The organism is Acuticoccus kalidii (assembly GCF_021556395.1).
GTDB lineage: Bacteria > Pseudomonadota > Alphaproteobacteria > Rhizobiales > Amorphaceae > Acuticoccus > Acuticoccus kalidii.
In genome coordinates, this window is the sequence record NZ_JAKGCS010000017.1 from 141,291 (window position 1) to 153,631 (window position 12,341).

Consider the following 12,341-nt stretch of genomic DNA (forward strand, 5'->3'; position numbering starts at 1 on the left):
GATTGTCCGCATCCTGCGGGGTCGCGGTGCGAGCCTCGCGCCATCTTCCGCAATTACAGATTCCGCCTCCATCGACGAAAGGCGGATGGCCGATGCGTCTCAGCGCTCAAATTACGTTGGTTGCGATCATTTCGGTGGTCGGCGTCATCGCCGTGGCGTCCAACGCCCTCGTCACCGATTACACCATGTGGCGGGAAGCATCCGAGGCGCAGGAGCGCGTCGAACATGCCCCAACCTTCGCCGATCTCGTGCACGAGCTGCAGCAGGAGCGCGGCCTATCGGCGGGTTTTCTCGGCGCGGGATCGAAGAGGTTCGCCGATCTCCTCGCGATGAAGCGCCGCGACAGCGACGCCGCGATCGAGAGGCTTCGCGCCGCATTCCCCCATATCGAAGCCATGCACGCATCGCCCGGCGAAATCGGCGCGATCTCGGCGACGCTCGACCGACTTCCCGCGATGCGGCGAACGGTCTCCGACGGCGCCATTACGGTCGGCGACGCCGCTGCCTACTATACCGGCCTCATCGGACAGCTTCTCGCCCAAGTGCACGGGCAGATGGATGGCGTCGCCGACGGGGCGACCGTCCGACAGTCCGTCCTCCTCGATTTCATCCTGCGAGCCAAAGAGGCGGCCGGCCTCGAACGGGCGATGGGCGCGGCCGGTTTCGGCGCCGGCACCTTCGACGAGGCGATCTACACCCGCTTTGTCGGCCTCGGCGCCAAGCAGGACGCCTATCTCGAAGCCGCCCGCAATCTCGCGACGGCGGAGGAACGCGCCGTTATCGACCAAGCGCTCTCCGGCGTCGTCGTCGCCCAGGTCGAGGAGATGCGCGCCCTTGCCCGCGATAACCCGTTCGGCGGGTCGATCGCGAGCGTCGAGGGGCCGGAATGGTTCCGCGCCTCGACCGAGCGGATCGACCGGCTCAAGAGCATCGAGGACCATGCGATCGCCCGGTTTCTCGCCAGCGCACGCGCGTCGCAGGAGGCGATCTCCCGCCATTTCCTGATCACCGCGAGCATCGCCGCGATCGTCATCCTTCTCAACATCCTCATCTGCGGCCGTCTGGTGCGCAATCTGAAGCGGCCGATCCGTTCGATCCTCGAAAAGCTCCGCCGCGTCACCGAGGGGGAGATTTCACTTCAGATCACCGAAGCAGAGCGGACGGACGAGATCGGCGACATCGCCCGCGCCCTCGAGATCTTCCGGCGGAACGAGGAGGAGCGGCTGCACCTCATCGAGGTCGCCCAGGAGACGCACGCCCAAGAGGTCGCGCGGGCGCAGCGCCTCGAGAAGGCGATCGACATCTTCCGCTCCCATGCCGAGAACACGCTCGTCGAAGTCGACCAGATGGCCGCCGGCCTGTCGAGCGTCGCGACCTCCCTCGCCGATGCCGTCGATGTCACCTCGCGCGGATCGAGCGAGGCGCAGGTATCGGCCACCCAAGCGACGCGATCGGTGCAGGATGTCGTCGCGGCCGTCGATCAGCTCCGCAGTTCAATCGCGGAAATCTCGAGCCGTGTCGACGCCTCGCAACGCGCGACGGACGAGGCAGCCAGCGCCGCATCGTCCGCCTCCTCGCGCATCACCGGCCTGTCGAGCTCGGCCCAGTCGATCGGCACGGTGGCGACGATGATCGCCAAGATCGCCGCGCAAACGAACCTTCTCGCCCTCAATGCGACGATCGAAGCCGAACGCGCGGGCGCCGCCGGGCGCGGCTTCGCGGTGGTCGCTCACGAGGTGAAGGAGCTCGCCAACCAGACCGCCTCGGCGACCAGCGAGATCGCCAAGCAAATCAGCGACATTCAGCGCGAGACGAAAGCGGCGGTCAGCGGCATCGACGATATCCTCGCCCGGTTCGACGCCTTGAAGGCGTCCGCGCTCGGCATCGCATCGGTGATGGCGCAGCAGAGCGAGGCGACTCGGAGTATCGGCGCCGGCGTGCGGGCCGCGTCGGACGGCTCGCAATCAGCCAACGATCGGGTGGTGAAGCTCGTCGTCGCCGCGGAGCGCACGTCGAGCGACGCCCATGAGGTCGGCACCGCATCCAGTCGGATGAACGCCGTGTCACTCCAGCTCCGCAGCGTCGTCACGAACTTTCTGCAGGACGTGCGCGCCGCCTGAGAGCAGCGGCGCGCAAAACGCTCAGAGGCTCACGGAGATCCCGCCGTCGACGAACAGCGTGTGCCCGTTGACGAAGCTCGACGCCGCCGACGCCAGGAAGACGCACGCGCCGACGAGCTCCGGGAGCTGTCCCCAGCGCCCTTGCGGCGTGCGCTTGCAGAGCCAGGCGTTGAAGTCGGTGTCGGCGACCAGCGCGGCGTTGAGCGGCGTATCGAAATAACCGGGCGCGATCGCGTTCACATTGAGCCCATGCTTGGCCCAATCCGTCGCCATCCCCTTGGTGAGGTTCGAGACGGCGCCCTTCGAGGCCGTGTAGGGCGCAATCCCCGGCCGCGCGAGCGCCGACTGGACCGAGGCGATGTTGATGATCTTGCCCGCCCCGCGCGAAATCATGTGCCGGGCCGCCGCTTGGCCGACATTGAAGACGCTCGACACGTTGGTGCGCATCAGCCGCTCGAACGCGTCCGCCTCGAACTCTTCGAGCGGACCGCGATGCTGCATTCCGGCATTGTTGACGAGAATGTCGATCGGCCCCGTCCCCGCCTCGTAGGCGTCGATCGCGGCACGCACCGCGCCATGGTCCGTTACGTCGAACGCGATGGCCGAGACCGTCGCCCCGCTCTGCCGCAGGCGATCCGCGGCCTCCGAGACGCGCGCCTCGTCGCGCCCGTTCAACACGATCGCCGCGCCCGCGGCCGCCATCCCCTCGGCGAGCGCATAGCCGATGCCTTGGCTCGAACCCGTGATCAAAGCGGTCTTGCCTGAAAGCGTGAAAAGTTCCGTTCCGGCGGCCATGCTGCCTCCTCCCTCGTCATTTCTCGATGAGTATCGGGGCAAGGCGCGTGGCGCAAACGCTTCAACGAATGCCGAGCGCGCGGGCCCGTTCGTAACGTGGCGGCGGTCCGTCGGCCGCGCCGGGCATCCCGACGGTGCCGCCGACGATGCGCGCCGCCATCGCTTCGGCCGCCCGCGCGGTCCCCTCGACCGAATAGATCGTTCCGCGGACCTGGATGCTCGCGGCGAGCGCCTTGCGGAAATCACGGAAAAGGTCCGCATCCGGCGGTGTCGCCTCTCGCCAGAAGGCGTCGAGCGATCCCTGGAAGGTGAGGCCCGGAATGTCGTAGACGGCGGGCGACATCGCGAAGGTCGGCAGCCCGGCGGCGAGCGCATCGAGCGCCGCGCTGGAATTCACCGTGACGAGCCCGGCCGCGTCGGCGCACCAGCGGTCCATCCCGAGCCCGTCGACGAACGCGACGCGATCGGCGATCCCAGCGGCGGCGGCAAGATCCGGCACACGCCGCGCCCAATCGACCGGCCCGAGATCGCCGGGATGCTTCTTGACGACGAGCCGCGCCCCCGCCGGACCATGCGCGGCGAAAGAGGCGAAGACCTCGCCGAGCGCCTCGGTCATGTCGGAAAGCTGCGAGTTGGACCGGATCTGGAAATCGGTATCCGTCTGCATCGCGAAAAGGAAGAAAGGCGGTTTCAGCGCCTCGCGCACCGCCAGCGCCGCCGCGTCGCGCGCACCGCGATGGCCCTCGCGCCACAGGAAGCGCGCGTAGGCGACGAACGGATGATAAAGCCCGTGCGCGCGATAATGCGGATAGAGGAACCAGAGGAAGACGTTGGACAGATTGTTCTGGAGATCGTCGACCGTTTCGAGGCCCGCCTGACGCGGATAGCGCACGGCAGTGTCGACCTCGGGCGCCTCGGCGGCGATCCGGCGGATCGCATCGGGATCGGTCGGGAAGAGACTATCGACGGAATTGCCGTTCCGCTCCAGCGTCATCCAATCGGGACGCAGATAGCCGAGTTCGGTGACGAGGACGTCGATCCCCCTCGCCCGCGCCTCCTGCGCCGCCTCGAGATGATAGGGGCGGCGCTCGGAATGCATCAGCACCGCCTCGATGCCGTGCCGATCCATGAACGCACCGACAAAGGCCGGCCAGTCGGCCTTGCGCCCCCGATAGGAGACGCCACGACGAAAGCCCCAGGCGACACGGTCGCCTGGGCACAGATTGATTCGATGGACGGTGACGCCCGCCGCTTCGAGGTGACCCGCGATGCGGCGATAGAGCGGCGACAGCGGTCCTTCCAGGAGAAGGACCGCTTCAGGCTTTTTCAGGCCTCGCCTCCGTCCGTGGCGTTCGCATCGTTCGCCGCCTTCGGCGCCTCGTTGGGCTTGGGACCGCCCTTCGACACGCCGACCATCGCCGGACGCAGCACGCGATCGCCGATCATCGCGCCGGTCTGCGCGACTTGCAGAACGGTGCCGGACGGAACGTCCGGATTCTCGATCTCGTACATCGCCTGATGCTTGTTCGGATCGAACTTCTCACCGTTCGGCTCGATGACGGAAATGCCGTGCTTCTCGAACACGCTCGCAAGCTCGCGCTCGGTCATCCGAACGCCGTCGAGAAGGCCCTTCACTTCCGGCGGCAAATCGTCAGCGTTGAGGTTATCGACGCTTTGAAGTGCGCGCTGGAAGTTGTCGGACACGCTCAGAAGGTCGCGTGCGAAGCTCGTCACGGCGTACTGGCGTGCGTCCGAGAGGTCCCGCTGAGCGCGACGACGCACGTTCTCCGCCTCGGCGAGGGCCCGCAGCATGTGCTGCCGCATCTCCTCGCTCTCACGGCGGAGCTCGTCCATCGCCTCGGTGAAATGATCCGACGCCTCGCCCTCGGCGGAGGGACCGTTGGCCGCTTGGCCCATGATTTCCTCCGCCTCGGGAACCAGAGTGTCTTCGGCGCGTGCGCCTTTCGGTGCACCCGTCTTGTTCTCGTCTGCCATGCCCGCCCCTGCGGTTAGATCGACGAATTGATCCAGTCGACGAGCTTGCCCTTAGGCGCCGCTCCGACTTGGGTCGAGGTCGGCTCGCCATTTTTGAACATGATGAGCGTCGGAATCGAGCGGACGCCGTACTTCATGGCGATCGATTGATTCTCGTCGACGTTCAGCTTGGCGATCTTCACCTTGCCGTCCATCTCGCTCGCGATTTCCTCGAGAGCCGGGGCGATCATCTTACAGGGGCCGCACCATTCGGCCCAAAAGTCGACCACGACAGGCTCGGAGGAGTTGATGACGTCGTCCGTGAACGACGCGTCGGTAACGGTGGAGGGAGACATGCCTCACCTTTGGCTGGCTGTGTCGGAAATGTTGATGGTACGTATGGACGGCCTGCCAAAGCGTCAAGCTGCGAGGCCACCGCGCACGACCTCGGCGGCGACGAGCGCCCCGTCCATCGGCATGAAAAGGGGCCGTGCGGTCCAAATGATCGCGGTGGAAACTTCGTATCCCGGCATCATCGCCGCGACGAGCGCGCGGTAGATGCCGAGCTGCGTTCGGTAGGCGTCCGGCGCCGACTCCGGCGTTGCCGGAACGACACGGTCGGTCTTGTAATCGATGATGAGGACGCGGCCGGGGCTCAATTGCAGCCGGTCGATACGCCCTGTCGCGCGACGGACCGTCCCATCCGCGAGCCGGACATCGCCCGTCACGTCGATCTCGCGCTTCACCACCCCTTCGCGCAACACGTCGAGATCGAGCACGGCACGCGCCTCGGCGACGATCCCCGCGACCGCATCGCCCGCGAGGGCCGGATAGGACGCTGCGACGAACGCGCCCATCGCCTCGTCCGCCTCCTCCCGTTCGAGGAGGGCGTGGAGCACAGAGCCGAAATCGGCGGCGCCCAGCGGTCGGCGCTCCACATCGGCGGGCCCGGCGGCGATGACGTGTTCGCCGGCCGACGGGGCGATCGGCTCGGGCGCGCCCGGCACGTGACCGGCCGGCATCGAGAGCCAGTCGGGCGGCGATGCGGGTTCCGCCGCCGGCGGCGCCGGCTCAGCCGAAGCCGCCGGCAGCGGCGCGCCACCGGGACGCCGCCAGCGCAGCATCTGGCCTTCCGGCGTATCGATCGCCTCCGCCTCGCTGGCGAGCGCGTCGCTCACGATCCGGTGCCACATGTCCTCGCTGGGCGCGCGGGTCTTGTAGGATCCGCAGACCACGAGCTGCCGCTCCGCCCGCGTCATGCCGACATAAAGAAGGCGGTAATGCTCCTGGCGCTCGGCCTCCGTGCGAGCGGCGTGCAGCTCGGCGATCTTTTGCGGATGATGCTCCTTGGTCGGCGCGTAGACGAGAACGTCGCGCCCCTCCGCCTCGTCCTCCGCGCCGAGCGCGAGGCTGAGTTGCGCGCTCGACATGGCGTTCGGCTGCGGCAGCGGGATCATCGGCGCACCGAACCCTCCGCCGGTCGTCGCATTGCCGTTGTCGGCGAGGAACACCACCGGCGCTTCGAGGCCCTTGGAGCCGTGCGCCGTCATCACCCGCACCACGTTGGCCCGGCCGTCCGCCGTGCGGCTGAGCTGCTGCTTGGATTTTCCGACATTGATGAGGAACGTCTCGAGGGTCGGAATGCCGCGCCCCTCATAATCGAGCGCGAGGTCGAGAAAGGCGTCGAGAACGTCCTCCGCCTCGCTGCCCATACGGGCGGCGAAGTCGGCCCGCCGCCCCTCGCCGATGAGGATGCGGGCGAAGAGGTCGAACGGCCGCTCGGTGCGCGCCGCACGCCCCCAGGCGAGAAGCCGGGCGTGCGCCTCCCGCGCCGCCTGGTCCCCGTTCGCGAGCGCGGCGAGAAGCGAGCGCTCGCGGCCGTGGGCGACGGCAAAGAGCGCGTCCTCGTCGAAGCCGAAGAGCGGGCTCTTCAGAACCGCCGCAAGCGAGAGGTCGTCGGTGGAGATCAGCGCCCGCCCCAGCGCGAGCATGTCCTTCACGGCAATGTGCGCGGTGACGTCGAGCCGGTCGGAGCCCGCGGCGGGAATGCGTCGGCGCTTCAGCTCGCGGTTCATCAGCGTCGCGAACGGCTCGCGCTTGCGGGCGAGGATCATCACGTCGCCGGGCTCGATCGGCGGCCCGCCGCCGGGCCCCTTTACACACCACGCCTCGATCTGGTCGGCGATCGCGCGGACGAGCTTCATCATGCCGGAATCGTCGGCCGTATGGTCGAACGGCAGCTCCCAGGCGTCCGGCTTCTCCGAGACGCTGTCGGCAAAGAGCGGCCAGACGTCGACACCGCCCGGCCCCGGCCTCACCGGCAGATGCCGCACCGCGCCCGCCTCCGCCCCCACCGCGGCGGCGAGCGCGTCGACGCCGAACACCCGGTCGACCGCCGACAGCACTTCCGGGGCGGAGCGCATCGAATGGGCAAGGTCCACCGCCTCGAAGGCGAGTCCCGCATCCGTCGCGATACGATGATAGGCGCGGCGCTTCTCGGCGAAGAGGTGCGGCGCGGCGCCCTGGAAGGAGTAGATCGACTGCTTCTCGTCGCCCACCACGAAGAGCGTGCGCTGGACCGGGCGCGCACCGTGGCCGGCGAAGAACTCCTCCGTCAGCGCGTCGACCATCTGCCATTGCGGGGGCGACGTGTCCTGTGCCTCGTCGACGAGCACATGATCGATCCCCTCGTCGAGTTTGAAGCGCACCCAGGCGGCGGCCGAACCGGAGCGAACGAGGTTCATCGCCCGCTCGATCTGGTCGTCATAGTCGATCAGCCCGCGCCGGCGCTTGTCCCGTTCGATGACGCCGAGAACCTCCCAGGCGAGCTGCACGAGTGGAACGGTCGCCGCGACGGCCTTGCGCGCCCGGTCCCGCTCCGCGCACGCCATGAGGCGGGCCTGCTCGGAGCGGATCCGCTCGTCGAGCCCGTCTTCGTCCGCGAGGATCGCCTTTGCGACCACCGTCTTGCGCGCCTCTCCCTTGCCGGTGAGGAAAATGCTCGCCCATTTCGCCGCCCGGTCGTCCGGGTCCTGCGTCTCCAGCATCTCGGTGAGACTGTCGGCGACGCCCGCCGACTGTTTTGCGGCGCGAATGCGGTCGATCAGGCGGCGGCAGTCCTCATCGTCGAAAAAAGGCGGCTCGTCCGGCAGGTCGTCGAGGCCGAGCGCGGCTTCGAGATCGGCCGTCAGCTTCGCCGTTCCCGCGCCATCGAGGAGCCAGGCCCTCAGCCGGCGCCGTTCGGAAAGCGCCGTGCGGATCGCCCCGCCGAGGCCCTGATCGGAGACGTGTGGCAACAGCGCCTCGACGGCGGCGGCGATCCGTCCGTCCGGCTCCTTGGTCGCCTTGCCGAGGACGGTGGCGATCGCGCGGTCGGTCATCTCCTCGCGCGTCGCGTCGTCGAGCACCTGGAACGCGCCGGATATGTTGGCTTCCAGCGGAAACCGGCGAAGGAGGGCGGAGGCGAAGGCGTGAAGCGTCTGCACCTTGAGCCCGCCCGGCGTCTCGAGGGCCTCGGCGAACAGCGTGCGGGCCCGCGCCGCGGCCGCCGCCGGGTCGGCGCCCGGCGCGAGGACGGCGATCCGTTCGGCGAGCGCATCGGCCGGCAGCGTCGCGAGGCGAGCGAGTTCGGAGAAGACGCGGCTCGCCATCTCCGCCGCCGCCGCATTGGTGTAGGTGAGGCACAAAATCGAGCGCGGCGCGACACCGGCGAGGAGAAGCCGGACGACCCGTTGGGCGAGGACATAGGTCTTCCCCGCCCCGGCATTCGCCGAGACCCAGACCGACGCCTCGGGGTTCGACGAGCGGCGCTGCGCGGCGTCTAGTTCGGGCGGGACCGTCAGCCGTTCTGCCATTCCGCCGCCCTTGCGAGATGATCATAGTCGCCGTCGAACGATTCGGCATTCTGGGGGCGCGCACGCGAGACATAGCCTTGCTCGGCATCCTCATAGAGGGCGAGGAGCGCCGTAAGACGCTCCATCGCCTCCTCGGCGTAGGCCATCGCCTCCCCCTTCGCGACCGGCACCCAGTCCACCGGCACCCGCCCCCTCGCGAGCGCCACATAGGTGAGCTCGTCGATCGGCGCGTCCGGCGACAGCGCGGTGATCGCGCCGGCCTTCACGAGCGCCGCCTCCAGCGGCAATTGCGGCTCGAAGAAGGTCTTCACCTCGTTCACCGACGGAGGGCGGCCGCTTTTATAGTCGATCAGCTCGATCGAGCCGTCGCCGAACACGTCGATCCGGTCGATCCGGCCGCGCAGGCTGACGCCCGAGGAGAGCGCCATCTCGCCCGGCACCTCGACGAGGGAGCGGACGACGCGCGGCGCCCGCCGCGCCTCCTCCTCGCAAATCCGCGCCGCGATGAATTTGAGCCGCGCGCCCCACAGCGCCTGTGCGTCCGGCGCATGGTCGAGCGCCTTGAGCGCCTCTGCCACGAGCCGGTGGAATTGGTCCACCGCGTCCGGCGCACGGTGATGCTCGTCCTCGATGAAGCGAGCGAGAACCGCGTGGAAGAGCTCACCGCGATCGCCGGCGCTCGGATCGGCCTCGAGCGGATCGAGCGGCTCGAGACCCAAGACGCGCCGGGCATAGATCGCATAAGGATCGCGCACGAGGCGCGCGATCTCGGTGACGCGGAAGAGGCGCGGGCGGGACTCGAGCGGCGGCGCCGGCATCGGGCGCGCCGGAGGATCGACCGGCGGGCGGGCATCGAGATGGGCGGCGAGGGCGACGAGCGCCGCACCGCGCTTCTTCGCCGGCTCGATCGCCTCGCCCGCGAAGGCAGCGATCCGCAGCCACCAGCGCGAGGCGACCGTCGGCTCCCCGGCCGCTTTGGCCGCCCGTGTCAGCGTCACCCGCTTCTGATGCGCGGCCATGACGAAATCGTGCGCCGACAGGCCGATCCGGCGTTCCGGCTGCTCGATCCCGAAGGCGCTCATCATCCCGCGCGACATCCACGGCCCCGCGTCCGGCAATTGCGGCCACGTTCCCTCATTGAGGCCGCCGAGGATCGTGTGGTCGAAGGCCTGGAGGCGCGCTTCGAGCGGGCCGAGAATGCGCACGGCATGATCGTGCGCCGCACCCCGGACGACGATGCCGGAGACCAGCGCGTCGAATGTCGCCGGCCACTCGACGGGCGCGATCGCGAGCTCGTCGCGGGCCGATAGGCTCCCGAGCGCAGCCTTGACGGCGGCAAGATCCGCCCCTTCCGGCGCATCGGGCGCGACGCGGGCGAAGGCGTCGAGGTGCGCGGCGGCGAGCGCGGCGATGGTGACGGTCTCGCCCTTCAACGCCCGCAGCGGCGCGAGCGCGGCTTCGATCTCCCCGGCGATTGCGGCGGCGGCATCCCGCCCCTTCACCGGGGCCCGCATCGCGGCGATGATCCGGCCCGGCGCGAGGCGCGGACCGCGGAACATGCGCTCGATCGAGTGGACGCCGGCGCGGTAGGCGTCGGGCTCGACGCCGAAGGTCGTCCAGGGGTGTTTGAGGAGCGCCAGCCAGTCCGCAGCGCCGCCGGTAAAGGCGATCGAGGCGACGAGGCGGGCGAGAATCCCCGCCGGCGTCGTCGAAATTGGGTCGCCGGCCGAATCGTCGACCTCGATCTCCCAGCGCCGCAGCGCATGGATGACGCGGCGGGCGAGCGGCCGATGCGGTGTGATGAGGGCGACCGTCTCCCCGTTGGCGACGGAGCGACGCATCGCGACGGCGATCGCCTGCGCCTCCTCCCGCTCGTCCGCCGCTTCGATCATCGCGACGCCGTCGAGCGCCACATCGAGATCGATCGCGGCACGGTCGGCGAGCCAGCGGCCGGTGTCGGGCGCGGGCCGCAGCGCCGCCGACAGCATCGCGGTGCGTTCGGGAGCGACCGGCGAGGGGGTGATGGGCGCGAGCCGGCGCACGTCGCCCGGCGCGATCCCCAGCGTCTCGACGAGGAGGCGCATTCCGTATTGCGGATGGCCCGGCGCGTCGGTCGCCCCGGCGAGCGCCGACCAAGCCGCGTCATCGGCGGCGCGGTCGAAGCCCGGTAGAACCACCGCGCCCCACGGGCTTTCGCCGATCGCCCGGATCATCCGGCGCGTCGCGGGAAGGGACCCCGTCGAGCCGGCGACGATGATCGGCCCCTTCGCCCGTCCGACACGCTCGACCGCCGCGTGCGCCTCCAGCCGGCGCGCGGTCGCCGCGGTCATCCGTCCGACGGAGGTGACATGATCGGGCCAGGCGCGGGTGGCGATTTCGAGGAATCGGGTGGTGATTTGCCAATGCTCGGCGAGGTCGGCCCGCTCGACGAGGCCCGGCAGGTTCGCCCAGTCCGCTTCTTGCGTCTCGACCTGATCCATCAGAGCGATGAGGTCGTCGGCGAGGCGGACCGCGTCGGGCCCGGCGGACGGGACGAGGACGCGCGCGCCCGGCTCGGCCTCCTCGGCGCTTTCGAGCACGCCGGCCCAGGCGCGGATCAACTGGGCGAGGACGACGCGCGCTTCGAGCACGTCCATGACCTCGCCCTTGGCCTCCGCTTCGTCCTCGGCCTCGCCCAAAGCCTCGATGCGCGGCAGCAGCGTCGCCCCGTTCCCGGCTCCTTCGAGGAAGGCGGCGGCGAGCGTGCGGGCGGCACGGCGCGTGGGCAGATAGATCGTGACGTCGGCGAGGGCGAACGGGTCGTCCGGCAGAACGCCGTCCGGCCACAGCGTCCCTTCGCGAATGCGCTCGGCGAGCGTCGCCAGAAAGGGGTCACTCGGATCGACCGAGTAGACCCTCATGCCGCGCTGGCGAAGAAGGCGCGCTCCGCCTCCCGAATGGCGCCGGGCGTGCCGACATGCAGCCACAGCCCATCGAGCCGCATCCCGTAAAGGCGGCCTTCGCCGATCAGGCGGTCGAAGACATGCGTCAGCGGAAACTTGGTGGCGTCCGCGCCGGCGAGCGCATCGGGCGAGAAGACCGCGCAGCCGGCATAGACGAAGGGCGCGATCGTCCGCTCGCGGCGCCAGCGCAGCCGCCCGTCGGTCGACAGCTCGAAATCGCCGGGACCATCATAGCCGACGGCGCCGACGGTCGGGGCGAGGAGGAGAAGCGCGCCCATCTCCTTCGGGTCGAAGGCGTCGAGAAGGCGCGCCATGTTGGACGACGCGCCGTTGATCCAGAACGTGTCTGAGTTGGCGACGATGAAGGGCTGATCGCCGAGAAGCGGCAGCGCCTTGACGAGGCCGCCCCCGGTGTCGAGCGCGCCGCCCCGCTCGTCCGAGATCATCACCTTGTCGCCGGCGCGGCGGCGCACATGCACCTCGATGAGGTCGGCGAGATAATGGACGTTCACGACGATCCGGCTGACGCCGACCGCGTCCAGTTGATCGAACACGTAGTCGATCAGGGCTTTACCGGCGACCTCGATCAAGGGTTTCGGGGTCATCGCGGTGAGGGGGCGCATTCGCGTGCCGCGCCCCGCGGCGAGCACCATCGC

At 69.3% G+C, this 12,341-nt stretch carries 8 protein-coding genes; 1 reads left to right on the forward strand and 7 read right to left on the reverse strand.

Annotated elements, in window-relative coordinates; genetic code table 11:
* Positions 1-92 precede the first annotated feature (92 nt).
* On the forward strand, positions 93-2,120 hold the full coding sequence (locus L1787_RS10805) for a methyl-accepting chemotaxis protein (protein WP_235708833.1): 2,028 nt from the start codon (positions 93-95) through the stop codon (positions 2,118-2,120).
* Positions 2,121-2,141: 21 nt separating this feature from the next.
* On the opposite strand, the gene L1787_RS10810 is transcribed toward L1787_RS10805, so the two are convergent.
* From L1787_RS10810 to L1787_RS10840, 7 genes are all read right to left on the reverse strand, one after another.
* The gene (locus L1787_RS10810) at positions 2,142-2,915 is read right to left on the reverse strand and encodes an SDR family oxidoreductase (RefSeq protein ID WP_235708834.1); all 774 of its coding nucleotides are present in this window, start codon (positions 2,913-2,915) and stop codon (positions 2,142-2,144) included.
* A 61-nt stretch (positions 2,916-2,976) separates the two neighbouring features.
* Entirely contained in the window at positions 2,977-4,044 is a 1,068-nt protein-coding gene (locus tag L1787_RS10815; protein WP_235708835.1) for a capsular biosynthesis protein, read from the reverse strand.
* Positions 4,045-4,241: 197 nt separating this feature from the next.
* The gene (grpE, locus tag L1787_RS10820) at positions 4,242-4,910 is read right to left on the reverse strand and encodes a nucleotide exchange factor GrpE (protein ID WP_235708836.1); all 669 of its coding nucleotides are present in this window, start codon (positions 4,908-4,910) and stop codon (positions 4,242-4,244) included.
* Positions 4,911-4,924: 14 nt separating this feature from the next.
* Positions 4,925-5,245, reverse strand: coding sequence for a thioredoxin (gene trxA, locus L1787_RS10825; RefSeq protein WP_235708837.1), 321 nt, complete (start codon positions 5,243-5,245; stop codon positions 4,925-4,927).
* Between the two features lie 63 nt (positions 5,246-5,308).
* Positions 5,309-8,743: a double-strand break repair helicase AddA gene (gene addA / locus L1787_RS10830; RefSeq protein WP_235708838.1), complete on the reverse strand. Its 3,435-nt coding sequence runs from the start codon at positions 8,741-8,743 to the stop codon at positions 5,309-5,311.
* Positions 8,728-11,643: a double-strand break repair protein AddB gene (addB, locus tag L1787_RS10835; RefSeq protein ID WP_235708839.1), complete on the reverse strand. Its 2,916-nt coding sequence runs from the start codon at positions 11,641-11,643 to the stop codon at positions 8,728-8,730. Before addB ends, addA begins: the two co-directional genes overlap by 16 nt.
* Positions 11,640-12,338, reverse strand: coding sequence for a nucleotidyltransferase family protein (locus L1787_RS10840; RefSeq protein WP_235709098.1), 699 nt, complete (start codon positions 12,336-12,338; stop codon positions 11,640-11,642). The genes addB and L1787_RS10840 overlap by 4 nt, the downstream gene beginning before the upstream one ends.
* Between the last annotated feature and the right edge of the window lie 3 nt (positions 12,339-12,341).

Coding starts and splice junctions, on each gene's coding strand:
- L1787_RS10805 (WP_235708833.1), top strand. CDS start 93: ATGCGTCTCAGCGCTCAAATTACGTTGGTTGCGATCATTTCGGTGGTC.
- L1787_RS10810 (WP_235708834.1), bottom strand. CDS start 2,915: ATGGCCGCCGGAACGGAACTTTTCACGCTTTCAGGCAAGACCGCTTTG.
- L1787_RS10815 (WP_235708835.1), bottom strand. CDS start 4,044: ATGGATCGGCACGGCATCGAGGCGGTGCTGATGCATTCCGAGCGCCGC.
- grpE (WP_235708836.1), bottom strand. CDS start 4,910: ATGGCAGACGAGAACAAGACGGGTGCACCGAAAGGCGCACGCGCCGAA.
- trxA (WP_235708837.1), bottom strand. CDS start 5,245: ATGTCTCCCTCCACCGTTACCGACGCGTCGTTCACGGACGACGTCATC.
- addA (WP_235708838.1), bottom strand. CDS start 8,743: ATGGCAGAACGGCTGACGGTCCCGCCCGAACTAGACGCCGCGCAGCGC.
- addB (WP_235708839.1), bottom strand. CDS start 11,643: ATGAGGGTCTACTCGGTCGATCCGAGTGACCCCTTTCTGGCGACGCTC.
- L1787_RS10840 (WP_235709098.1), bottom strand. CDS start 12,338: ATGGTGCTCGCCGCGGGGCGCGGCACGCGAATGCGCCCCCTCACCGCG.